Origin of the sequence: Rhizobium sp. WYJ-E13 (assembly GCF_018987265.1) — a bacterium.
In the GTDB taxonomy this organism is placed as follows: Bacteria; Pseudomonadota; Alphaproteobacteria; order Rhizobiales; family Rhizobiaceae; genus Rhizobium.
The window spans coordinates 214,653-237,839 of record NZ_CP076855.1; the positions used below are offsets into that span (position 1 = coordinate 214,653).

Genomic DNA, 23,187 nt, shown 5'->3' on the forward strand with positions numbered 1-23,187 from the left:
CCGTAAGCGTCGCAATGGATATTGGCCATGGATAAGTTGAACCTGCTACCACAAAAAACCGTGCTTTGGGGGAAAGGCGTGGTACGCGACATAGCGCCCCGTCTGTCCGATTGGGGGCTCGAGAGACCCGTCATCTTTTCGGCTCCTGCACTCAAGGCGGCGGGCGAAACATCCTTCTGGCCATCACTTGCAGGGAGGGTCGGCACGATGTTGGACCTTCCTGCCCACGTGCCAGAAAGCGGGGTCGCTGCAGCATTGCGCTATTGTATCGGACGAGACGCAGGATCAATCGTGGCGCACGGTGGCGGCTCCGTGCTCGATGCGGCAAAAGCCGTTTCCTATCTGCATCATCAACAAACCGGGCGCTACCTGCCGATCGCGGCTGTTCCGACAACCTTGTCCGGCTCGGAATTCTCGCATTATTTCGGGATAACAGAAGATCGAGACAGCGAAAAGTTCAAGCGCAGTTATGCTATTGTTGAGACAGTGCCGACACTCGTCGTTCTTGACCCGACCATGCTCGTCGACACGCCGCGTTCGCTTTTGCTGTCATCGGCCATCAAGGCGATCGACCATGCTGTAGAAGGCATGCGCCAGGTCGGCTCCGATCATCCGCACGCAGTCCTGGCAGCCGATGGGGTGGGTCGGTTTTTTTCGGTGCTCGGCCGTTGGCCAGTGGCGATCGAAAGCAAGCGTGCCCTCGATGCCGGTCTGATTAGCCTCGACGACCTCTTGCAATTGCAGCTTGCTGCATGGCACTGCTATTTCTCACCTGCTTCCGTCGTCTATGGCCTCAGTCATCGCATCGGCCACATCCTTGGCGGGACATTCGGCCTGCCACACAGCGCAACCTCCTGTATCACGCTCGCGCCTGTTATCGAGGCGTGCTCGCTGTTTTATGGCGACAAGCTCGGCATATTCCTTGATGGGGAGCGATCACCCGACCCCGGTGCCCTCCTGGCCAAAAGGATCGGATCACTCGTGCGGGTTCTGGGACTTGCCGACCGCATTAGCGCTTTCGACATCGAGCCCGACGCGCGCCATCGGATCTCCGCGCTGCTCAGGGCGCACTATCCGAAAGAGGTGGCCGATCTTGGCACTCAAGCGGATGACAAACTGGACGCGCTCCTGGAGCGTATCTGGTGATGGGCGCGATGATCCGAGCGCCGGACCCGATCTGGCGAAACATGTCCTGTCAACAGGCGTTAAAAGGCTTCAAGGACGGCTCAAGGAACGCCGTCGATCTTGTCGAAGATACGCTCACCAGCATCGATCGGTGCCAACGCGAACTCAACGCATTCGCGACGATCGCCAGTGGCCAGGCACTTAGCGACGCGCGGGCAAGCGATAAGCGATACAGGCAAAGGAAGTCTCGCCCCCTCGAAGGCTTGCCGATTGCCGTGAAGGATATCGTTGATACGAAGGGCATTGAAACGCGCTATGGATCTCCCGCCTTTCTCGAGCATGTTCCGATACAAGATGCTGAGATCGTCCGCCGGCTGAGGAACGCTGGAGCGGTCATAGTCGGCAAAACCACTACGCATGAATTTGCGTGGGGTGTCACGACATCAAGTTCGGCCTTTGGAAACACACTTCACCCTCAACAAAAGCTGCGGATCCCGGGCGGCTCCAGTGGTGGTGGCGCTGCTGCTGTCGCCTATGGCGCGGTTCCCGCCAGCATTGGGACCGACACCGGCGGCTCGGTGCGCATCCCAGCTGCTTTGTGCGGAACGGTCGGATTCAAGCCAACCTTCAACCTCCTTCCATCCCACGGTATCTTCCCACTGGCCCCCAGTCTTGATCATCCGGGTATCGTGGCCCGTTCGGTCGAAGATGCAATGCTGGTGGCCGACGCTCTAGGAATCGGGGCCGACCGGGTCGATAGGCATCTCACCGCGGCAGTCATACGCACGATCGCCCCGGTGCCACTCGAGCAGGGCGTTGCTGACGCAGTTGATGCGGCGCTCGCCGCACTGTCAAAAGAACTAGACCTTTCCGAACCCGATACCAAGGGCGTGTTTGACGGTGCTTTCGAGGCCTTTTCCACGATCGTTTTGACTGAGGCAGGTATTGTTCATTTTTCGCGCAACAGTCAGGCGATCATCGATGCGCGCTACGGGGCAGAGACTGTCGAACGGCTGCGTCAGGCACGAAAGGTGACGATCGACGCTTATGCGCTCGCTCAATCAAACCGCAGGGCATTGACGTGCCGCCTCGAGCGCCTTCTGGAAGACTTCGACTTTCTTCTGCTCGCCACCTGTCCCTGTACGGCGCCCTTCGTCGGCCAGGAAGATGTCGAGATCGGCCACTGGAAAGGCAGCATCCGCGAGGCGCTGATGACCTATACCGCGCCCTTCAACCTTTCGGGACTGCCGGCAATTTCCATCCCGATTCCCCTGCAAGACGGCATGCCAGTGGGGTTGCAGATCGTCGCCCGCCGTGGTCGTGACGCATCACTGCTGAGATTTGCTCGCCATGCAAGCGACATCCTGGCTCTCGTATGATTGAGACATGGCAGCCGTCATAGGCTCGTAACCTTCGGAAGTTCGCGTGACAGCCAGTCTATGAAAACGCGCACCGACGGAAGCAATCCTCTTCTATCGCGAAAAAGTGCGGTCATTGTCGATTCATTGACAGTCCAGTCCGGCAGGATGCGGAGCAATTCCCGATTCGCAAGTTCCTCGCGGCAGACATAAGCAGGCAGGGCCACGATGCCCGCGCCTCCGCTCGCAGCTCGTTTCAACGCTACCATGTCATCGCTTTGAAAGCGCGGCTTTAGCTGTACGGTCGTCTGCTGCAAAGCGGTTTTATCGTGACGGCGGAATGTCCAGGAGGTTGCGACCTTTGTGCGCATCATGAAAAGAGAATCATGTTGCGAAAGTTCTTCTGGTGCTTCGGGAAGCCTGTGGCCGGGACGGTACTTGGCGCCTACGACGAGGATCCACGGGACCGAGGCAAGATGTTTCTGCACCAGGCTTGAATCCGGCAACGGACCCGAATGCGAGCGGATGGCAACGTCGAAATTATCGCCGACGATATCGACGAAGTCATCACTGACGTGCTGTACGAGGTTGACTTTCGGATAGGTGGCCATGAAATCCGCCAGCTTATCGCGCATGGCAAATTGCGCGGTCGCGGTTGCGGAGGTGAAACGAACGGTTCCTGCCGGTTCGGCAAGCCGTTGTCGCACTACGTTCTCGGCTTCTGTTGCCTGTTGCAACATGTCGACGGCATGCTGATAAAAATCCCTTCCGGCATCCGTCATGCTAAGACGTCTTGGGGTGCGCGCCAGCAATCGGACTCCGAGACTGTGCTCCAGTTGCTGCATTCGGTAGCTCAAGGTCGATTTTGGCACTTTCAGCGAGATGCCAGCTGCCGTGAAGCTGCCGCGCTCGACGATCTGCACGAAGTAGTGAAAGTCATTGAGATTTAACATGGCAGGGTGGCTCGCTCTTGCCTTCACTGATATTAAACTGTACCGTCCAGTTTAGTTTGTCAACTGCGCGCCTACTCAGATCCTTGAGGCGTCAAAGAGGTGACCGATGGAGAGTAGCGACGGGTTCGTTGCCGCACCGCACCGGGTCGATGTCGAGCCAGTTCGAGCGCCCCGCATGTCCAAGAAACGGATGGTCATCCTGGATGCCGCCCTCACAGTCCTGCTTGCGGAAGGCCCCGAAACCAATCTCGATCGCGTCGCCACGGTGGGGGGCATCTCGAAGGCAACCATCTACAATCACTTCAAGACCAAGGATTCCCTCCTCATCGAAGTCGTGCGGGCGGAGTTGCATCGCACGCTGCGCGAGGTCGAAGACGTCATCCATGCCACTATAAGTCCCGGAGTGGATGCGCGTACTGCGCTCTGCAAGATCAGCCATGCTTGGGTCAGCGCCTTACGCTCGGAGCCCCTGATGAAACTGCGTACCCTGGTTGCCGGCCATGCGCAGCGCTTGCCAGCACTTGGACTTGTTTGGCTCGAAGTTGGCCCAGCGCGCCTACACGACCACATTGGGGTCGCGCTGGTCAGCCTGAGCGCTCACTCCAACCTTCGCATCCCGGATGTCGAACTTGCCGTGCTGCAACTGGCTGGTCTCATCGTATCCCCGCACATCATGTACGGGCCATTCGGTGGCGGGCCTGATCCAAGCGCGACGCGAAAGCTTGTCGAGGCTGGGATAGACATGTTCCTGCACCAATATTCGAAGGGCGATGCATCGCCCGGAGCCACTATCGAGGAAGATGTCTGCTGGTCAAGTTCGCAAAACGCGAATGCAAACTCATAGCACCGGCCGCGTGCATCGCCAGCATCACAAGACCGGCCAACATCCTCGCCTTTTCTTCCCGCAGCGCTGATGTCAGCCAGTGACCGGCTCCCCTCATCCGCGCCACCGAAAAAGCCCCGTTTGGACTCGCAACTATACGATCGGATTATGGTAGCGGCTTGCCTGTATCGGCTATGGTCGGTTTCATAGTCTCGCCGCGGCCTATCGCATTATCGCGACCTTTGAAAAGGCTGCGGAGCGCACTGATGTCGCGACGGCTGACCTTCAGAAGCGTGAGGAGTGCTTACCACATGACCGATGCAATATCCGCCTCAACCCCGGCAGATACAGGCCAACGCGACTGGCTTCTTCCAGTCCTCGCCTTCACGACATTCGTCATCTTCTTCCAGGCCTATATGGTCGCCCCGACCATCCCGCTCCTGTCACAGGTCATGCACACATCGGAGAAAACCGCCGGGTTGGTTGTTCCGGCCTATCTGATTCCTTACGGTATTTCGACACTGCTATATGGGGTAATCGCGGACCGCTTCGGTGTCCATCGGGTCATGCTCGGCTCGCTCGCAGCGTTTTGCATATTTTCTTTCTTGACCGCAGCGGCTCAGACTGTTGAACAATTGATCGTTTTGCGCATCATGGCCGGCCTTGGCGCAAGCGGCATTGTTCCCCTCTGCTTGACGCTTGTGGGGCGGCTCTATCCCTACGAACAGCGAGGTCGGGCGCTCGGATGGTTGTTTGGAGCAATGGCGGGAGGCATGGCATTCGGCTCACCGCTCGGGGCAATCCTGGCATCGGCGATCGGCTGGCAAGGGCTGTTCATTTGTGTCGGTCTTGCGGGTCTCGTCCTGTGGGGTGTGATCTTGCGAAAGCGGACATTCATTCGCAGCACCGCCAGGCCCATGCCCAGCCGGATCCATGACATCTTGACAGGTTACAAGCTGTTGCTTGCCAATCCTCGTGGCGCGCGTACCTACCTCTATGTCCTTCTCAATGCGATGTTTCATTCCGGTGTTTTTACATGGCTCGGTCTGTACCTCGAACGCGAACAACATCTGGGATCGGTAGAAATTGGCCTTTCGCTCCTCGGTTACGGTATCCCAGGCTTCTTGCTTGGCCCCGCGATCGGCCGTCTTGCTGACAACATGGGGCGCGCCCGGCTCATACCCATGGGCTTGCTGTTCGGTTCGCTTGCCGCTTTTAGCCTTTGCTTTCATCCCCCCGTCGTTATCGTCCCGCTTATCGCGCTCGTCCTATCGCTCGGCTACGATATGACCCAACCACTCTTCGGCGGCATCGTCAGCGCGCTCGGTGGACAACGCGCCGGGCAGGCCATGGGGTTGAACGTTTTCACGCTGTTCGTCGGTCTGGGGTTGGGCAGCATGGCGTTCGGGATACTGATTCCTATGGGGTTTGCGATGGCTTTTGCTATATTCGCGGTGCTGGAATTGCTTCTCGCACTCGTTTCAATAAGCCTGTTTAGCTCGGAGCGGCCGGCGCAGACGGTTCGACCGGCAGCGCAGCAATAGCAGGATCGTTCGAGAGCTAGAGGCGCCACAATCGCAAGCGTTCGTTCGTGCTGTCACGGCGCGTGGGGAAAGTCCCGAAGCCTCTATCCTCGTTGAAAGCGAGGAAACCGCGTACCAAAAAGCCATTTCCGTTCCTGTTAGGAAGCCCAGCCACATCCGAAGAACCTGGATTCGGGTGCTCGCTGGCTACCGCATCCTGAGGGACCAGGGTTCACCAGTAAGCATGCTTTGTTCTGCACGCAGAATCTGTCTGCCATCGAAGTTGGGCGTCATGAAAGCGCCAAGGGAACGAGCGAGCGCGTTCTGCAGTCACTGCAGACATTTATTGGCTGGAATCGAGCGACAGGGGAGGCCCGAGAAACTCGACATTCCACTTCCGGCCGAACTCGTTCAACTTGTCTGCCGCCGGTCGCCCTTCCGCCATTAACTCGCCCAGGCCCTGGAAGAACGGCAATGCATCCATCGCTGGCGACATCATGATATAGAGGCAGGACATTTCAGAGGACACGTTTACGAATGTGTGGGCGCTTCGGGCGGGCGCGACGATGACATCGCCCTCATCAGCATAAAAACGCTTCTCATCCACCTCGAACAGATAGCGCCCTTTCAAAACGCGAAAGACTTCCGTCTCCAGGTGGGAATGAAGTGGAGGACCGAACCCTGGGCGGTGGCTTGTCTCGATGAATGAAAAGACGCCGTGCGACTGCGATGGCGGTACGCGCACGCGCAGATCAAGCCCGAGTGCCGGAATGCTGACGACATGGTCGCTGTCTTGATATTTTGACGTACTGGCAGTCATTGGTGTTCCTTTTAAGGGAGCTGCAAGTCCCTAGCGGTTGCGACCATCAATCGTCTGACATTCGCGCTGCTCTATGATGACGGGGAAAGCAAGTTGGCTTCATTTGAAATTTCGTGATCGCCCAAGATTCACGAACCGCTTTTCTCAGGATCTGTGGAAGTCGAAGACAATCTGCGTCGCCCGGCGGCACGCGAGATCTCGATGTCGTCGAGAAAAGCAAGAAGGATGTCGGCCACCATGCGCGATTGTCCGGAAAGGATTTCGCCACCAAACAGCACTGGCCCATCTGTCTCGCTATCCCAGACAGTCCAGCCGGTTGGATCCTCAAGAAGGCCATACCGGCTTGATGCCGACGGGCTATGAATAGGGCACGTTTTCCTCGTTTCGATCAACGGTTCCTCCTGTCGCTCTTAAATGTTCTGCCCTTTTTCTAGATGAACCATTGTTGGGTAAGGATTTCCACGAGTGCGAAAATGAAGACAATTGAAACTGGAATTCTCAGACGCCTCTGGCAGGGAGCAACCGGCACCGCGCGTCACTGGCTGCCTAGAGGCCATCGCGGGCAGCACAATGATCAATGAATGCACGCTGGCGCCCAGCGCGCCGAAACCCAGCATTATTCCACCAGGTGAAATGGTCCGTTTCCCTATTTTGCCATTCACCCCCAGTAATGGCGCTGCCATTATCAAACAACAGGACCGGCATCACGGGCTCGCCTCGCAAGATGCACCGACCTCTGAACACCGCTACGGAGAAGCGCATGTCTCGTCCCCCTCTGCCGCCTTTTACCAAACAAACTGCCATCGAGAAGGTGCGCCTGGCCGAAGACGGTTGGAACTCGCGCGATGCCGCCAAGGTTGCGCTCGCCTATTCAGTTGAGACGCGATGGCGCAACCGCGCAGAATTCGCCAATGGTCGGGCGGAGGCAGAGGCGTTTCTTACGCGCAAGTGGAACCGTGAACTCGACTACCGCCTGATCAAGGAGTTGTGGGCATTTACGGAAAACCGTATCGCTGTACGATTTGCTTATGAATACCATGATGACAGCGGGCAGTGGTTCCGCGCCTATGGCAACGAAAACTGGGAGTTCAATGAGGACGGACTGATGGGCGTTCGCCTCGCTTGCATCAACGAGCATCCCATCGCAGAATCCGAACGTAAGTTCCATTGGCCACTCGGTCGGCGTCCTGACGACGTTCCAAGCCTCAGCGATTTTGGTTTCTAACCAGTTTGATGGGTAGTTGGCATGATGTTTTGCTCCTTGGGAAGCCAACGCGACCTCGCTTCTGATGGGAGATGAAAGACGCCCGTCGGAGCAAGATGCGGGAGCACGTCGCTCTCGCATCCCGTCTTTCAACTATTGGCGATCGCCTGCCCAGTCCGCGAGCCCTACGGTGCAGTGGCTCTCCGCGGCAGTTCAAGAAGCTGCAATCGGCTCAGACGAGCGGGCTAAAATCTGGCCGCGGTTGTCACGACCGCCTCGTGCGACCAATGCGAACGGCGACTGCCAGGCAACGTTTGACCTGTCGAAAGCTGCTTCAAGAAAAGGCGCGTCAAATCAGATCCCTCAATCACAATCGTGACCCTGCAAAAATGGAGTGAGCGTGAACAGTCCACATCAGCACATCGAAGGGATCGTTCCAGCATTTGGAGAGATGCCGAAGTTCGCAAAGGGTGATGCGGTGAGTATTGCGGACCGCTCTCCGGTCGGACATTACCGCATGCCCACCTATCTGCGTGGCAAGCGCGGAACGATCGAACTCGTCATCGGCACGATGGCCGTCGACAATGAGGAGGAAGCCTTTGGCAGAAACGCTGGCTCCAAAGGTCACTACTATCGTGTCGCCATTCCCATGACTGAGATCTGGCCCGATTACGTCGGATCTCCGAACGATGGGTTGCGCATCGAAATTTTCGAAAACTGGCTTGAAAGGATTTGAGATGAGCGACGTCGATCCTCACGACCATCATCACCACGATCACGACCATGATCACGCTCCGATTTCCTCGGACCAGCCGCCCGGTTATTATGACATCATGGAAACGGCGGTGCGTGAACTGCTCATTGAACGCAAGCTCTTCGGTGCCGACGAGATACGCCGTCAGATCGAAGTTCTCGATTCCCGCACGCCCGCTCTCGGCGCCAAGGTTGTCGCAAGAGCATGGACCGATCCTGCATTCAAGGAGCGACTTCTGCATAATGGCAGAGCTGCCTGCGAAGAGCTCGGCATAACCTTCTACGACGATACTGAGCTCATCGTACTGGAGAATACGCCGCAGGTGCACAATCTCATCGTCTGCACACTGTGCTCCTGCTACCCGCGACCAGTTCTTGGTTTGCCGCCGGACTGGTACAAGCTTAAGCCTTACCGCGCCCGGGCTGTCTATGAACCGAGGGCGGTCCTGGCCGAATTCGGCACCACGATTGCCGAGGAGGTGGAAATACGCGTCAGCGACTCCACCGCCGTCGTGCGGTATCTCGTCCTGCCCATGCGGCCTGCCGGTACCGAAGACATGAACGAAGAACAGCTGGCGGACCTGGTCACGCGCGATGCCATGATAGGCGTCGTCCCGGTCGCCTACAACAGGGAAGCAGCATAATGGGATCGGAGCAACTCGTCAGGAGACTGCCCAACGATATCGGTGGTGACCCCGCCGGCAAGATCGAAATGATCGAGCACGAATTGCTGCCTTGGGAAAAGCGCTGCCACGCCCTTGCCGATGTGCTGGACTTTCACAAGATCATCAACACCGAAGAGAAGCGCCGCGGCGTCGAGGCGCTCGGGGGTGAGATGATCGGTAAACTGTCCTACTATGAGCGCTGGATTGTCGCCTTTTCCAACATTTTGTTTCAAAAGGGGGTCCTCACGCCGGGCGAACTCGCCGTGAAAATGAAGGAAGTCGAAGCCCGCTTCACGCCCAACGATGGCGGCCATGGCTAGGCCTTTTCAAAGCGCCGTCACCCGTTGTTTCTTTGAGATCAATCCTGCGCTTCCGCTGTTGCAGCGAGGATTTGTGGAGGCCGTCGGCGCTTGCCTTCTTTTGGTCGCAACAGCCGGATCAAGTCTGGCCGTGGCACCTCATGCAAAGCAGGAACCGCTGGTGGTATCGCTGCTGGTTGGCCTGTCGATTTCAGGCGCGCTCGTCGGTCTTATCGTCGCTCTCGGAAAGATATCAGGCGGACACTTCAATCCGTTGATCACCGTTTCGCAATGGCTGGCCGGCGAACGAAGCACCCTATGCACCATCGCCTATGTCGCCGGCCAGGTCACGGGCGGCATATGTGGGGTTTTGATTGCCAATGCCGTCGGGGTGGCGGCTGTGCCCAGCACTGTCGAAAACGTGCCAAGCGTTCCGTTGCTGGTCAGCGAAGTCGTTGCCTCGGCGGGTTTGATGACCGTCGTCTTCGGCTGCGCACGCAGCAGCCGGTGGGAGACGGGTCCATTTGCTGTCGGTGGTTGGCTTCTGGCTGCAATCATTGCCACACCGTCCGCATCCTATGCCAATCCGGCTGTCGCGCTCGCGGCTATTTTTGCCAAGGGTCCCGTCGCTCTGTCATCGGCGACCGGTTTTCAATATGTCGCCGCCCAGATCGTTGGAATGATCCTGGCAATCGCCGTCAACCGGCTTGCCTTTGCAGGGCTGCGCGATCGGCAAGAGGCGAATGCGGAAGAATCCCAGCACGAGGTTTCCAGATGACGGCATCCTTGGTTCAGCCCGACAATCGCGAAGGCGCTGAGGATATCGCACGTCGACAATGTCTGCTGGCCCGATATGGAGCCAATCCTCGAGTGTTCCATCTCGTCCGACGCGACATGATTGGTGTAGAGACCCGCAGCCTCCCACTTTGCAACCGGGACCAGAGCCGTCCCCTATTCAGGAGCCCAAACAAATGTCCAGTTCCGGAACCGTCGCCCAGCCAACGCAGATTTCCAATACCTCCAGAATGCGCGCGCTTTTCGGCGCCGCAATTCTCGGCTTTGTAATGATCGGTGGGGTCGGTTTCGCCGGTCTACCGGCTCTTCACGACGCAACCCATGATGTACGTCACGTCTTGAGCTTTCCGTGCCATTGAGGGTATCACATGTCGATCTTTCGTTTCCTTGTTTTCTCCGCGCTCGTTGCCGGGTGCCTTGTCGGCGCCGTCTCGTCAATCCTGCATTTGACGACGACAGTACCAATCGTTCTCGCAGCAGAAACCTATGAGAATACCGGCGGGCACAATCACGACGGCGGGCGGCCCCACGATCACGCGGTTGAAGAGGACGGCCATAGTGAAAAGGCCGGCCTGATGTCTAGCCGAAACATCCTCACCGTCATCGCAATGATCCTCGCCTATGTTGGCTTCGCTTTGCTTCTAAACGTTTACGCCGAAGCCTTCGGAACGCTGAACGACTGGCGCCAGGGCATCGCTTGTGGTCTTGCGGGTTTCGCAATCTTCAGCCTCGTTCCCGCAATCGGCCTCCCACCCGAGCTCCCCGGCATGCCGGCCGCCGAGCTGGCATCGCGTCAGATCTGGTGGACTGGTTCGGTTGTGTGTGCTGCGGGAGCGGTGGCCGCCTGGAAACTGATGAGCGGCAGGTACCGTTGGGTATTTGCTCTCTTTCTCGTCCTCTTGCCATTCGTTGTCGGCGCCCCACGACCTGAGACCGAACTGACTGCGGTTCCACATGCGCTTCACGTGCAGTTCATTGTGTTCACGCTTGTCGTCAGCCTCGTGTCATGGCAATTACTCGGAGCAAGCCTTGGCTGGCTGAGGTCGAAGCGCATTGCCTTCTAGCCCATTGTGCGATGCCTCTACGGCGGGGTGAGGTCCGGGTTATGGCGTCGACGACTTGTTCGGCAAACGCTGCACCGATTTAGTAGGCGGCGCGCAGACGCGCGAGCGTGCGCGTGAACATTGTCGGCTCATTGAGAGCGTGAGCGAGTAACAAAGCGCCTTGAATCTCGGAAACGATTGTCTCCGCGGAGCGTCTTGCCGCCGGTTTTGTGAGCCCGGTCCTCTCGATTGCAATGGCAAGCGCATCGATCCATCGGCGGAAATAGGACGTGATCGCCACGGCAAACTGATCGCGGCTGGAGACGATGCCAAAAATTGCAAACACGCAGGTGTTTTGACCAGATCTGTAATAGCGATCAATGGTTGACCACATCGTTGCGATGGCCGCTTCCGCCTCATCCTCGCGCAGCGACCGAAAGACGTTGCTTTCGAACCAAGCATCAATCTCGGCAAGTACCGCCATCGCCATTTCGTGCTTGCCTCCGGGAAAGAAGTGATAAAGGCTGCCTTTGGTGATGCCCGTGCGCTCGCCAATGCGTGCAAGCGTCGTGCCTTCATACCCGAAGTCGCGAAAGACGCTCGCAAGACGAGGAACGATGTCGGCTCGTTCGAGCAGTACTTTCAGCTCACCCTCCCATGCGCTACGAAGACCACCACTCGTGCACCAAGCAGCGGTGTTTGACAACCACCAAATACACGCTTGTCCAGGCCGCGATCTGCGCGCACGCGGTTTAGTCGTCAGAACGCATGTTTGGCCGAGTGCGCCACGCGCAGGGCGCGTAGCGTTGGAGACTGTGATTAACGCTTTATGTGGTGAAATTCGAAGAATTCTCTTACAGACTGCATCCGGCGGCGTCAGATGTCGTACACTGCACGGTTCGACGTCTGCTGAGACAGAGACAAGGTCGCCCGCGGCCGACTAGCCACGGAGACGATTTGACAACGGTAAAGCCCGCGGAAAAAGCTGGCTACAGCGACAGCTGCAATGCGCCGGGTCCGTGAGTGATTTCGTCGGCCGGATAGGCGCAGCAGATCAACACTTCACCATCTTCGATGGGTGCTGTCGGGGTAGATGTGTATGTGACCGAGCCCTTGTCAAGCTTGATTGCGCACGTGCCACATGTCCCGCTGCGGCAGCTGAAGGCGGGAGACAGGCCCCGCTCTTCGGCGAATTCCAGCAGCGTGCCGCTGCCGGGTGTCCAGCGAGCCTCCTTGGATGATCGTGTAAAAATGACATGTACCGACCGGGTCGATACCGGTGCCAGCGGCTCGGCTTGCTTTTCAGTATCAGCCATTCGCGCGATGCTAGCTGGCCCGAATGTTTCCGCGAAGATGCTTTCATCGGGGATACGAAGGGTCCGCAGGCCCGAATAGATGTCCTGCATGAAGGCCGGCGGTCCGCAGAGATAGAAGTCGAAACTATCAAATGGCAGCACTTTCTTGAGCAGGTCGATCGTGATACGGCCAGCTTCGTCGAAGTCGACGCCGGTGACCGCGCCTTCTGGATTGCTCAGCGTCCGCACGAGGCGTATTGCTCCGTTAGATGCCTCGACGAGTTCAGACAGTTCGCGTGAAAAGCCCTGATCGGAGACCGACCGCGCAGAATAGAATATCCATGTTCTGCGCATGCGCTGCTTGCGTCGGCCTTCGTAGACTATGTGGCGAAGCATCGCAATCATCGGTGTAATACCGACGCCGGCGGCCAACAGAACGACGGGACGAGGCTCGAGGGGATCGATGGTGAATAGCCCGGCCGGCGCCCGTGCTTCGATCACGCTGCCTTCCTGCAACTGGTGAAGGTAACTCGATACCGCTCCCTCCTTCTTGACGCTGATCCTATAGGCGTTGTCGGAGGGAGCGACCGAAAGGGTGTAATTGCGGATCACCTGATCAGCTGCGTCAGGCAGTCGGACGCGGATCGGCAAATGCTGACCAGCCCGGTGCGGAATGAGGCCGGCGCCATCCGACGGCGATAGGTAGAACGAGCGAACGTGAGAGTTTTCCTCGACGATACGCTCGATCCTGAAACTTCGCCAAGCTGTGGCCAGAGCCTTGGCTTTCAGCCGCTCCTCGGCCTGAGCCCAGTCGCCAGTCATGATGGAGTAAGGGCTCTCCCCTTCAGGTTGATCTGACCAGCGCAACGCAAGCGCGTCGCATCGTCTGACGATCCTCTCGGGGCGGAACGTCCATAGACGCTCGGCGCCCTGGAACGCCTCGATCTCCGGGGATTGCAGAACAACTTCAGCCGTGCCCGACAGCTGAAGAATGTCACCGGTGACGTAGTCGGCGAAAGTGAGGCCGGCTCGCCCATTCAACAAAATGTTGCCTAGCGTGTTGAAAAACAAGTTACCCGCGAAATCGGGGATCGTCAGCAACCCATCTTCCGCCACGCGAACGAAGCCGGGTCGTCCACCGCGATGGGAAACGTCCACCTGACGTTGCGCCTCGACCTCGGCGTAAGAGGCGACAAACAAGGTGTCTGATGCGCGGATCATGTTGGTGGCGCGTTCGTCCAGGCGATCAAGCAACTCGACCTGCCCGGAGAAGGGCAAAGTCGGATCGCGGACGAAACTAAAGTCTCTCAGCTGAATGTAGCGCGGGCAGTTGCCGTAACTTTGCACGACGTGCAGATCGAAACCGCTACCGTTAACCCTCTCGATGCGACCGTTCAGCCGGTTTCGCCTGCGTGTGTGAAGCTCTATCCCAAGAATCCCGACAGCCTCGTCTTGGACAAAGCCGGCGCTTGCCGGATCGCTTGCATCCAGGGGAGCAGCGACCGTGAATGTATGCTCGTCGCGTGCGCTCGAAAAGCCAGGGCGCCCACAGATGATGCTTGCCCAGGGATCGCCACGCCCGTCGACGCTGCCAACCACCAGGAAAGGCAACTGCGGATAAAATGCTCGATGTTGTTCGATAAGATGATCGCGTATGAACCGCCGGCCGATATCATCCATCTTGTCGACGACACCGACCGACCCCTGTATCTCCAGTTCACCCTGATGCCACGGCGATCTGCCGCTTGACGACATGGAAGGGTTCATCACCATGGCTCCCGGAAGACAATCGTCATGCGGCTAACCCGACCGGCGTGCTGACAAAGCCGACGAAGCCTGGCAATGCCTCGATACGCCCGAGCCAAGCCGTGACATTCGGGTAGGCCGACAGATCGACATTGCCTTCTGGCGCCCTTGCCGTGTAGCTGTAAATCGCAAGATCAGCAATTGTTGGATGGTCGCCAACGAGCCAGTTCCTCGCGGACAGTTCCTGCTCCAGAACCTTCAAAAGGGCATGGGCGCGGCCGATGACTTCCTCCGGATTAAACTTTGCGCCAAACACGGTGATCAGGCGCGCCGCGCCAGGTCCATAGGCCAGTTGTCCGGCCGCCACCGAGAGCCAGCGTTGCACGTTCGCCTCACCGATGGCGTCTTCTGGCAACCACTCCGTCTTTCCAAGCCGTTTGGCCAGGTAGACGAGAATTGCGTTGGAATCGGCAATCACGGTTTCGCCGTCCACGAGAACGGGGACTTGACCGAAGCTGTTGAGCCGCAGGAATTCGGGCTGCTTGTGTTCGCCCTTTGCCAGATCGACCTCGATCAGATCGAACTCTTGACCGGAAAGCGACAAGAACAGCTGTGCGCGGTGCGAGTGGCCTGATAGCGGATGCGAATAAAGTTTCATGATCGTTTCTCCAATGTGCAGCGCGACACGCGTGCCGGGCCGCCCTTCTGGGGCCAATTTGCTTGGAGACGATGCCGCTTGGAAGATCGATTCCAAGGAAGGCACTATTGCAAAAAACCGACGTAATTCGCGATGGTTGCCTTTGGGACAAAACCACTGACTTACGATAACGAACGCAATAGTGTCTTTCCTATTTTCAAGGTTAAGCCGCCCGAGCGTCTGTCCGAAAATTGGCAGATCTTAACAGCCGATGGATGTCCCATGTTTGATACGATCGCCATGGTCGAGTGGTTAGAGTCTGAAATCGCCGCGCAGAACCGTCTTTCCAGAGAGGAACCAAGCTTTTCGGATGACATTGGCATGTCGTCTCCATCGTCGCGCCGAGGCGACGTCGAAATCCGTCGCGCAAGTCTGCTTGATGTCTATGACCGGTTGACCATTTTATTATCTTGAGCATGGGTGACCTGCTGGTGCTAGAATGAAACGCACGAGAAAGGCGATAACAGAGGAGGCTCTTCTCCGCTGCCTCTCTCGGCATCGGTTCTTGTTACGCCCTGTTCCATTCGCCCGGACCTTAGCGGATCTCGCTGACAACGGCTGCGCGTGCGAAGCAGCCTGCCGTGCATGATCATTCAGACGGTTCGAAGCGCGATCCCGCCGACGATGAAGTTGGTGATCACGAAAGTTGCCGCCGCCAAGGCCAAAAACGAGGTGTCTGCGCCGTGGCCGGCCAGGCGGATTGCCGTGGTTGCGAGCCCCGTCAGTCCGAACGTCAAAGAGCAGTCGGACATTGAAAAGGGTTGAGTTGCGATCCATCTCCACGGAGCCGGTAGGACGGTCGACTGGAAAAGGGCGTATCCGAACATGGCGTGCACGAGCACACCAGGTGCATCACTCGCCACGCCGAGGTAGGCAACCGTGCCGACTGCTGGCGGCGCAGGCTGGATAGCCGGCGTTGGCCACGATTTTTCGGCGAGTGATGGTAGATGCAGCAATCGACCAAGTAGGACCGATGCCAATGCGAGCGCCGTGAAAAATCGCGCACCGAAGATAACGACTGATCGCCTCTTGGCCGAAGGCGCCGCAGGCGATGGTCGTCACGAATGAGGCTGCCACGACCGGCAGATAGAGCACAGCGGTCACGTTTTCGACGGTCCCACCGGCCTTCCACAAGCGTCCTGTGGGCCAGATAGCAAAGATGAACGAAAAGATGCAACCGGCCGCACACAGGACGATGGCAGAAGTTTCGGAAAAGTCGACCAACGATAGACCCCGCCAGCATCGCAGCGACGCCTATCAGACCCGTGAACAGCGTTGATCGGCATCATCGAGTTCCGCGCGCATCGTTTTGAGGATCGCCCACCACTGCCGTGCGTAGAGCAATGTCAGGATCGACCAGATCGCAACCGCCAGCAGCCCGATGGCCTCGCCGGGAGCATGCGGCATGCCCAATATCGATGCTGCCGGGCCAACTGCCCGCCAACCCACCAACACCGAAAATAATAAAAGAGACGGATGCGGGTATCGCAGGAGGCCGCATCAGTTCCCTTTCAACGCATATCATTCCAAGAGGTCATCGCCGATCTGCGCTGGCTTTTGGGGCAATGGGTAGTCTTGCGCGCTATCGCCGCGCAAGACTCACGCACTTTTACTTTGCGATCTTGCGGTCGAGGAAGTCGTGAATGAGCGGTGCCATCTCATCCAGCTTGTCTTCCAGGGCAAAATGGCCGGTGTCGAGGAGGTGCATTTCAGCGTCCGGCAGATCACGCAGGTAAGGATGCGCGCCTTCCTCCGGAAAGATCTTGTCGTTCTTGCCCCAGACGATCAGCGTCGGCGGCTTGCGTTCGCGGAAGAAAGCCTGGAATTGCGGGTAGAGCGGAACATTCGTGCCATAGTCGTGGAAGAGATCGAGCTGGATATCCTTGTTGCCGGGACGGTCGAGCAGCGCCTGATCGTGAACCCAGTTGTCGGGGCTGATGCGGGTGAGGTCCTTGACGCCGTCGGTGTACTGGAACTTGGTGGTTTCGAGGACGACGAGATTGGACAGGGCCTCGCGTTTCTCCTTTGAATCGTCGGCCCAGTAGGCCTTGATCGGATCCCAGAATTCGCGCAGGCCTTCTTCATAGGCATTGCCGTTCTGGACGATCAGCCCGCTTACCCGTTCCGGATGCTTGAGAGCCAGACGATAGCCAACCGGCGCGCCGTAATCCATGACATACATGGCGTAGGTCTTGGCGCCGAGCTCAGTCATGAGCGTATCGACCATGTCGGCATAATGGCCGAAAGTGTAGGCGAACTTCGTGTGATCGGGTGCATCGCTCTGACCGAAACCCGGATAGTCAGGTGCGATGACATGATAACGATCGGCAAGCAGCGGAATGAGGTTGCGGAACATGTGCGACGATGTCGGGAAGCCGTGCAGCAGCAGAACCACCGGCCCGTCTTTAGGACCAGCCTCACGATAGAAGACATCGAGGCCATCAATCTTGGCCGTGCGGTAATGAACCACGGCTGGCGCCGTTGCACTCACACTTGTTGGTTCGGCCGCCAAGGTATCAATCGCGGTAAGACTGACACTGGCGAGCAACAGGGAAAGAAATAGGGACTTCATCGCACTCTCCATCGGTTCGACGATTGGCCAGCGTTATCGCCGGCGGGCTGAAGATGGTCGATCGACGCCGAAACGATAACCGTCACAATCGACAACGGATCATTCCATCGGATGCAACAATGGACCCTGCGCCGTTCCGATTGCGCGACGAGCCCCGTCATTGGAGCCTGTGGGCGCTCATACTGCGAGATCGCTCACGCATCACAGGTGCCCATGGCACCGATCGATACGCAGCGGCACGCAAGCCGGCTGGTAATCGTGAAACAGAGCAGGCTCATGCGACTGAAGCATATGGTGCGCTGCTTATGCTGTCAAAATTGCCAACACTTGTGACATGGAGGCCCCGGTCCCAATCGCTACGCGGACACTATATGACGCGCAGCTGTTACGCGTCTTCAGCGTTCTGGCGAGCTAATCACCCTGATTGTTACGGTCACGGCAAGAGTGCGTTGTCTCTTTTGCCGCTTATCGGCAACCGGCCGGCCGCTATCCTAGAGGCAGTTTCAACGTTGGGGTTACATCATGACCAATTCACCGACACTGTCACGCCGCAACTTCTGCCTGTGCTGCCTGGCGTCCCTGACAACGGCATATGTCTCTCCGCGCCAAGCCTTTGCCGCAGCCAGGAACATCGTCGATTCACTGAAGGAAAGCGCTGGACTTGCAGAGATCACCACCTACAAACTTCGCAACAACGTCGCCCTTTTGGAAGGTTCGGGCGGTAACATCGCTGTTTATTGCGGGCGCGATGGAAAGGTCCTGATCGATGCCGGCATCTCAGCTTCACGGCCAAGACTCTCGCAGGCGCTTGCTGACCTCGGTAGCCAACCCGTTGCCAATCTGATCAACACACATTGGCATTTTGATCACACCGACGGCAACCAGTGGCTGCACTCTGAAGGCGCGAATATCATCGCTCACGAGAACACGACGCGGCACCTGCGCTCCGCCCAGCGCGTTGACGACTGGGATTTCAACTTTCCACCGTCCCCGCAGGGCGCCGTTCCGGCAACCTCGATCAACATGGATACAGTGGTGGAACTGGCCGGCACCCGGATGGCGATCGCCTGCTTCGCGCCAGCACATACCGACAGCGACGTCTCCGTTCACCTGGAAGATGCCAATGTACTCCACGTTGCCGACGTTTATTGGAACGGGCTCTATCCATTCATCGACTATTCCACCGGCGGCAGCATCGACGGTACTATCGCCGCTACCGAAAAGATAATCGCCACCGTTGACGCCGATACGATTATCGTACCCGGCCATGGACACCCGGTCAGCAATCTCGGCGAGCTCAAACAATACCGCGAGATGCTGGTGACAATCCGCGCGAATGTCGCCTCCTTAAAGGCAAAGGGCCTGTCGGCCGACCAGGTGGCTGACGCACGACCGACAGCAGCGTTCGACGACAAGTGGGGTAAGGCGATCATCAGTCCCGCGTTCTTTACCAGGCTCGTTTACAAGGGGGTCTGAACCGGTCGCGATAGCCTGGGCGTGACGTCCGGACCGCAGCCTTCCCGCAACCTCAAGAGGAAAAAATGGCAAACGACCTCTCTCTGTTTCTTTCGCGCCGAGACATGCTCGTTGGCGCGTCCGCGATGGCGCTCGCCAATGGCATTCCCGTCCTGGCCGGCGCCCAGCTTACCCACGAAACCATCAAAGGAGATCATCGGATGACTGAGACTTTCATCAAGACCAAGGACGGCGTGAATATCTTTTTCAAGGACTGGGGTCCGAAAGAGGCCCAGCCGATCGTCTTCCATCACGGGTGGCCGCTGTCTGCTGACGACTGGGACAACCAGATGCTGTTCTTCCTTTCAAAAGGCTATCGGGTCATCGCGCATGATCGACGTGGTCATGGGCGCTCCGCACAGGTAAGCGATGGCCATGACATGGACCACTATGCCGCCGATGCATCTGCGGTCTATGAGTATCTCGACATCAAGAACGCCGTTCATATCGGCCACTCGACGGGCGGCGGCGAGGTTGCACGCTATGTCGCCAAGTTCGGCGAGCCACAAAAGCGGGTCGCCAAAGCTGTTCTCGTCAGCGCCATCCCGCCGTTGATGCTCAAGACGGCAGCCAACCCCGGCGGCTCGCCGATCGAGGTCTTTGACGGGCTGCGCGCAGGTCTGGCAGCAAACCGAGCGCAGTTTTATCTCGATGTTGCGAGCGGACCGTTCTTCGGCTTCAATCGCGATGGCGCCAAAGTGTCCCAAGGCCTCATTCAAAACTGGTGGCGACAGGGTATGATCGGCAGCGCCAAGGCCCACTACGAGGGTATCAAGGCTTTCTCCGAGACCGATCAAACGGAAGATCTCAAGAAGATCTCAGTTCCAACATTGGTCATGCATGGCAGCGACGATCAGATTGTTCCGATTGACGATTCGGCGCGTCTTTCCGTCAAGCTTCTGAAGAATGGGACTTTGAAGGTCTACGAGGGCTATCCGCACGGCATGCTTGCGACCCATGCCGAAACAATCAACCCTGATCTTCTTGCGTTCATAAAGTCGTAACAGGCGCGCACGAGCAACGGGATTGGGGCAATGCTTTCGCCGCTCCAATCTCGCAGTGGCCCTCTGATCGGAAGGACAGTTGATAGATCCGAACCTCGGGAATGGCAGGGGTTATCCACCGGATAAACACCTGATATCGGAAGGGCTGATCCCAATGCGGCGACTTTTGCACCGACTTCTCTGGCCCAGGCTTTGGATCAGGTTGTCCGCCAACTGTCAGCACTTCGGGCGCGGTCCTCTGCATGGTGCGATGTCCTGCACTCTCCAACCGAGCCCACATCCCATACCCGAGCCCGTTTGCAGTCGTTATCCGAAGCAGGTCAGAGGAGATCATCGATCCCCTGCAGGGGATGAAGTGGGAGCATTCACGCGCACTGACGCGGGTGCAAACGTCGCTCGATGGAGACATTATTCCGTTCTCCGGAACTATGACTAGTCAAACCTACAATTCCCCTGCCTCGGGTCACCTGCGATCATGTTGACATCGACGTGCGAGACTTCAAGGAGATGGCCATGAGCACGCATACGCAACTGAAGAAGAAGGCCCGGCGCATGAAGGCGAAACCGCTCGTGGCTGCTGCCCTCTCAATGCCCCCTGGCACTGCCGGGGGTAAGAGTGCGCTCTCAACTGGCAACGAAAATTCCCCCGCTGAGCTTTCGTTGCGCTTGTCGTCCAAGCAAGCCTGGGCGCCGGTCGCCTATCGCAGCATCGTCATTGATGGCGTCAAGATTGCCTACCGTGAAGCCGGCGACGCCAACAAGCCTACGCTGCTTCTGCTGCACGGCGTACCAAGTTCATCGCGTATGTATGACGGGCTCATGCGGATGTTGGGCGAAACCTATCATTTGGTGGCGCTCGACTATCCCGGCTTCGGTAACAGCGACGCTCCTTACTCGTTTCGTTATGCCTATACGTTCGATCATCTTGCGGAAACGACCGGGATGTTCACGGATGCACTGGGGCTTCGAAACTATGTATTGTTCATGCAGGATTATGGCGCACCGGTCGGAATGCGGCTTGCGGCCGCGCGCGCTTTGGCAGTTAAGGGAATGATTTTTCAGAATGGTAATGTCTATGAAGAAGGCCTTGCCCCAATGTGGGACAAGCGCAAGGCCTTCTGGAGGGATCGATCCGCCCATGAGGCAACGGTGCGTTCCACCCACCTGTCGCTTGAGGCTACACGGGCGCGTCACCTCGGCAGCGATCCCAATGTCGAGGCCTATAACCCTGACCTCTGGATGGACGAGTTCGCCTATCTTAACCGACCCGGTCAAGGTGAGATCCAGGCTGACCTGATCTATGACTACCAGACCAACATCGCCGCCTACCCAGCTTGGCAGGAGTGGCTGCGTGAGAACCAACTGCCAACGCTGGTGGTTTGGGGACGCTACGACTTGGCCTTTACCGTTGATGGCGCAAAAGCCTTCCGGAAGGATCTTCCCCAAGCGACAATTGAAATCCTTGACGGCGGGCATTTCGTCATGGATACGCAGCTGGATGAGGTGGCAGCTCTGACGGCAGGTTTCATGCACGAGCACAGGTCAGATTTTGAACGCAGTTCGAGCAAGAATTGAAGTTCGGCGACGAACGGCTCCCTCAGTCAACAAAAGACCGATCGGAGGATCTCGGATGCGCCAATGCCAGTCTGGATTCTGGTGAGGCAGCACATCAATCTCAGGACGGCCCGACGCCTGCAAGCGCGCGTGGTCAGAACACGTGCTCCTTTTTCCAAACGGAACACCATTGCCGTCGTTCCCCGGGGTCCACATGACCTCTCGGGGGAGGTTGTTCCAACGAAGGCAGATGTGCGTTGCGTCTTTTGCGCATTAACGGGGGGACTTGCCGGGCGTGTGGCAAGCCCGGCTGGTCGAACATCGTTGTCGAGAACCGGCCGATCTCTGACCACCGCCTTGTTGGTATCATCCGCCTTAGCGCTAAGAATTGGACTTGTACCGATCAGTTTAATGCATACATATCGGTACAATCCGACACAGATGTTGGATTGCCCAATGATTTCGCTGTTTTTCAATTGTAGTCATTTTTTTCAACGCAACCCGCGCAAGAAAGACTTGGCTCCCCTATACGGAAAGCCCATGCCCAACTGAGAATCATCCTGCGGCAGCGAAGGTAGTTGGAGTTGATGCCTCGGTTGAAGGATCGGATCCTTCGCCAACACACGAATATTTGTCCGGAGTACCAGTCGTGAAACATATTCTTGTCGTCGATGATGACAGTAAGCTTCGCAACCTGCTCATCGATTATCTGTCTCAACATGCATTCCGTGTGAGCGGAGTGAAAGACAACTATCAGCTCCAACAGGTGCTGCAGACCGACCCTGTCGATCTGTTTATCGTCGATCTCAATCTTGGTCACGAAGATGGGTTGGAAATCGTCCGCACCTTGTCTGGAAAGTCCGACGCACCGATCATTATCATCAGCGGCGACCGCCAGGAAGAAACCGATAAGGTCGTTGGACTTGAACTGGGAGCCTGCGACTACGTCACCAAGCCCTTCGGATTGCGCGAGTTCCTTGCCAGGGTACGTGCCGCCCTGCGCACACGTCCCGCCACGGTCGATCGCAAGGACCGCAAGATTTACACCTTCGCTGGATGGACGCTGAGCGTCAAGAAACGGCAGTTGCTTAACGAAAACGAGGCGGAGGTCAGGCTCACGGCCGGGGAGTTCAATCTGTTGGTTGCTTTCTTGAAATCGCCCCGCGAGGTGCTTTCGCGCGAGCAGTTGTTGGCTGCCAGCAGGGTGCATGACGAAGAAATCTTCGACCGTAGCATCGACGTGCTGATCCTGCGCCTCAGACGCAAGCTTGAGGCCGATCCGTCGAACCCAGTCCTTATCCGCACCGAGCGCGGTGTGGGCTACATGTTCGACGCGCAAGTGACCGTTGAGGACAAGGGGCGGGCGAGGCCATGAGAGGCAGCCAGCTCTCCCACCTGCCAAAGGCGTCCTTTCCTCGCCGCCCAATCCTCGTCATGATTGCC

General features: G+C 57.7%; 25 protein-coding genes. 16 read left to right on the forward strand and 9 right to left on the reverse strand.

The annotated features are described in order from the left end of the window. Positions 1 to 27 precede the first annotated feature (27 nt). Together KQ933_RS32360 and KQ933_RS32365 are read left to right on the forward strand one after the other, a co-directional pair. Complete coding sequence (locus tag KQ933_RS32360; protein WP_216761325.1) at positions 28 to 1,146, forward strand: iron-containing alcohol dehydrogenase; 1,119 nt, start codon at positions 28 to 30, stop codon at positions 1,144 to 1,146. Further along, complete coding sequence (locus KQ933_RS32365) at positions 1,146 to 2,504, forward strand: amidase (protein ID WP_253958466.1); 1,359 nt, start codon at positions 1,146 to 1,148, stop codon at positions 2,502 to 2,504. The genes KQ933_RS32360 and KQ933_RS32365 overlap by 1 nt, the downstream gene beginning before the upstream one ends. 17 nt (positions 2,505 to 2,521) lie before the next feature. Here KQ933_RS32365 and KQ933_RS32370 read toward each other — a convergent pair whose 3' ends face one another. Beyond that, complete coding sequence (locus tag KQ933_RS32370) at positions 2,522 to 3,436, reverse strand: LysR substrate-binding domain-containing protein (RefSeq protein ID WP_216760956.1); 915 nt, start codon at positions 3,434 to 3,436, stop codon at positions 2,522 to 2,524. Positions 3,437 to 3,542: 106 nt separating this feature from the next. On the opposite strand from KQ933_RS32370, the gene KQ933_RS32375 reads away from it, so the two are divergent. Further along, the gene (locus KQ933_RS32375; protein WP_216760958.1) at positions 3,543 to 4,280 is read left to right on the forward strand and encodes a TetR/AcrR family transcriptional regulator; all 738 of its coding nucleotides are present in this window, start codon (positions 3,543 to 3,545) and stop codon (positions 4,278 to 4,280) included. A 290-nt stretch (positions 4,281 to 4,570) separates the two neighbouring features. Beyond that, positions 4,571 to 5,803, forward strand: a complete 1,233-nt coding sequence (locus KQ933_RS32380) for an MFS transporter (RefSeq protein WP_216760959.1) — start codon at positions 4,571 to 4,573, stop codon at positions 5,801 to 5,803. 322 nt (positions 5,804 to 6,125) lie between these two features. On the opposite strand, the gene KQ933_RS32385 is transcribed toward KQ933_RS32380, so the two are convergent. Both KQ933_RS32385 and KQ933_RS32390 read right to left on the reverse strand, forming a co-directional pair. Next, entirely contained in the window at positions 6,126 to 6,602 is a 477-nt protein-coding gene (locus KQ933_RS32385; protein ID WP_216760961.1) for a cupin domain-containing protein, read from the reverse strand. Positions 6,603 to 6,730: 128 nt separating this feature from the next. Beyond that, the gene (locus KQ933_RS32390; RefSeq protein WP_216760963.1) at positions 6,731 to 6,994 is read right to left on the reverse strand and encodes a hypothetical protein; all 264 of its coding nucleotides are present in this window, start codon (positions 6,992 to 6,994) and stop codon (positions 6,731 to 6,733) included. Between the two features lie 368 nt (positions 6,995 to 7,362). Here KQ933_RS32390 and KQ933_RS32395 point away from each other — a divergent pair, with 368 nt between their 5' ends. From KQ933_RS32395 to KQ933_RS32425, 7 genes are all read left to right on the forward strand, one after another. Beyond that, the gene (locus tag KQ933_RS32395; RefSeq protein WP_216760965.1) at positions 7,363 to 7,827 is read left to right on the forward strand and encodes a DUF1348 family protein; all 465 of its coding nucleotides are present in this window, start codon (positions 7,363 to 7,365) and stop codon (positions 7,825 to 7,827) included. A gap of 430 nt (positions 7,828 to 8,257) precedes the next feature. Then, the gene (locus tag KQ933_RS32400) at positions 8,258 to 8,542 is read left to right on the forward strand and encodes an SH3-like domain-containing protein (protein ID WP_216760967.1); all 285 of its coding nucleotides are present in this window, start codon (positions 8,258 to 8,260) and stop codon (positions 8,540 to 8,542) included. Between the two features lies 1 nt (position 8,543). Further along, on the forward strand, positions 8,544 to 9,203 hold the full coding sequence (gene nthA / locus KQ933_RS32405) for a nitrile hydratase subunit alpha (RefSeq protein WP_216760969.1): 660 nt from the start codon (positions 8,544 to 8,546) through the stop codon (positions 9,201 to 9,203). Continuing rightward, entirely contained in the window at positions 9,203 to 9,544 is a 342-nt protein-coding gene (locus tag KQ933_RS32410; RefSeq protein WP_216760971.1) for an SH3-like domain-containing protein, read from the forward strand. The genes nthA and KQ933_RS32410 overlap by 1 nt, the downstream gene beginning before the upstream one ends. Further along, a complete protein-coding gene (locus tag KQ933_RS32415; protein ID WP_216760972.1) occupies positions 9,537 to 10,301 on the forward strand; it encodes an aquaporin in 765 nt (254 codons plus the stop codon). Before KQ933_RS32410 ends, KQ933_RS32415 begins: the two co-directional genes overlap by 8 nt. Positions 10,302 to 10,494: 193 nt before the next feature. Next, positions 10,495 to 10,677, forward strand: coding sequence for a CbtB domain-containing protein (locus tag KQ933_RS32420; RefSeq protein ID WP_216760973.1), 183 nt, complete (start codon positions 10,495 to 10,497; stop codon positions 10,675 to 10,677). Positions 10,678 to 10,686: 9 nt separating this feature from the next. Beyond that, entirely contained in the window at positions 10,687 to 11,382 is a 696-nt protein-coding gene (locus KQ933_RS32425; protein ID WP_216760975.1) for a CbtA family protein, read from the forward strand. A 79-nt stretch (positions 11,383 to 11,461) separates the two neighbouring features. Here the strand turns inward: KQ933_RS32425 and KQ933_RS32430 are convergent, their stop codons facing one another. From KQ933_RS32430 to KQ933_RS32440, 3 genes are all read right to left on the reverse strand, one after another. Beyond that, complete coding sequence (locus tag KQ933_RS32430; protein WP_216761327.1) at positions 11,462 to 12,007, reverse strand: TetR/AcrR family transcriptional regulator; 546 nt, start codon at positions 12,005 to 12,007, stop codon at positions 11,462 to 11,464. Between the two features lie 343 nt (positions 12,008 to 12,350). Further along, entirely contained in the window at positions 12,351 to 14,423 is a 2,073-nt protein-coding gene (locus KQ933_RS32435) for a pyridoxamine 5'-phosphate oxidase family protein (RefSeq protein ID WP_216760976.1), read from the reverse strand. 25 nt (positions 14,424 to 14,448) lie between these two features. Continuing rightward, a complete protein-coding gene (locus KQ933_RS32440; protein ID WP_216761328.1) occupies positions 14,449 to 15,060 on the reverse strand; it encodes a glutathione S-transferase family protein in 612 nt (203 codons plus the stop codon). A 261-nt stretch (positions 15,061 to 15,321) separates the two neighbouring features. On the opposite strand from KQ933_RS32440, the gene KQ933_RS32445 reads away from it, so the two are divergent. Next, positions 15,322 to 15,513, forward strand: coding sequence for a hypothetical protein (locus KQ933_RS32445; protein ID WP_216760978.1), 192 nt, complete (start codon positions 15,322 to 15,324; stop codon positions 15,511 to 15,513). A 179-nt stretch (positions 15,514 to 15,692) separates the two neighbouring features. Here KQ933_RS32445 and KQ933_RS33885 read toward each other — a convergent pair whose 3' ends face one another. The 3 genes from KQ933_RS33885 to KQ933_RS32460 all read right to left on the reverse strand — a co-directional run bounded on the left by KQ933_RS33885 (position 15,693) and on the right by KQ933_RS32460 (position 17,671). Continuing rightward, positions 15,693 to 16,079, reverse strand: a complete 387-nt coding sequence (locus KQ933_RS33885) for a hypothetical protein (protein WP_367882554.1) — start codon at positions 16,077 to 16,079, stop codon at positions 15,693 to 15,695. A gap of 277 nt (positions 16,080 to 16,356) precedes the next feature. Then, positions 16,357 to 16,506 (reverse strand): hypothetical protein, encoded by a 150-nt coding sequence (locus KQ933_RS32455; RefSeq protein ID WP_216760979.1) that lies wholly within the window; start codon positions 16,504 to 16,506, stop codon positions 16,357 to 16,359. Between the two features lie 202 nt (positions 16,507 to 16,708). Beyond that, complete coding sequence (locus KQ933_RS32460) at positions 16,709 to 17,671, reverse strand: alpha/beta fold hydrolase (RefSeq protein ID WP_216760980.1); 963 nt, start codon at positions 17,669 to 17,671, stop codon at positions 16,709 to 16,711. Between the two features lie 522 nt (positions 17,672 to 18,193). On the opposite strand from KQ933_RS32460, the gene KQ933_RS32465 reads away from it, so the two are divergent. The 4 genes from KQ933_RS32465 to KQ933_RS32480 all read left to right on the forward strand — a co-directional run bounded on the left by KQ933_RS32465 (position 18,194) and on the right by KQ933_RS32480 (position 23,119). Beyond that, complete coding sequence (locus tag KQ933_RS32465; RefSeq protein WP_216760982.1) at positions 18,194 to 19,147, forward strand: MBL fold metallo-hydrolase; 954 nt, start codon at positions 18,194 to 18,196, stop codon at positions 19,145 to 19,147. Positions 19,148 to 19,212: 65 nt separating this feature from the next. Next, positions 19,213 to 20,190 carry an alpha/beta fold hydrolase gene (locus tag KQ933_RS32470; protein ID WP_216760984.1) on the forward strand — a complete coding sequence of 326 codons (978 nt, stop codon included), beginning with the start codon at positions 19,213 to 19,215 and terminating at the stop codon, positions 20,188 to 20,190. Between the two features lie 513 nt (positions 20,191 to 20,703). Next, positions 20,704 to 21,765, forward strand: coding sequence for an alpha/beta fold hydrolase (locus KQ933_RS32475; RefSeq protein WP_253958469.1), 1,062 nt, complete (start codon positions 20,704 to 20,706; stop codon positions 21,763 to 21,765). A 628-nt stretch (positions 21,766 to 22,393) separates the two neighbouring features. After that, the gene (locus KQ933_RS32480) at positions 22,394 to 23,119 is read left to right on the forward strand and encodes a winged helix-turn-helix domain-containing protein (protein ID WP_216760986.1); all 726 of its coding nucleotides are present in this window, start codon (positions 22,394 to 22,396) and stop codon (positions 23,117 to 23,119) included. The last annotated feature ends 68 nt before the right edge of the window (positions 23,120 to 23,187 follow it).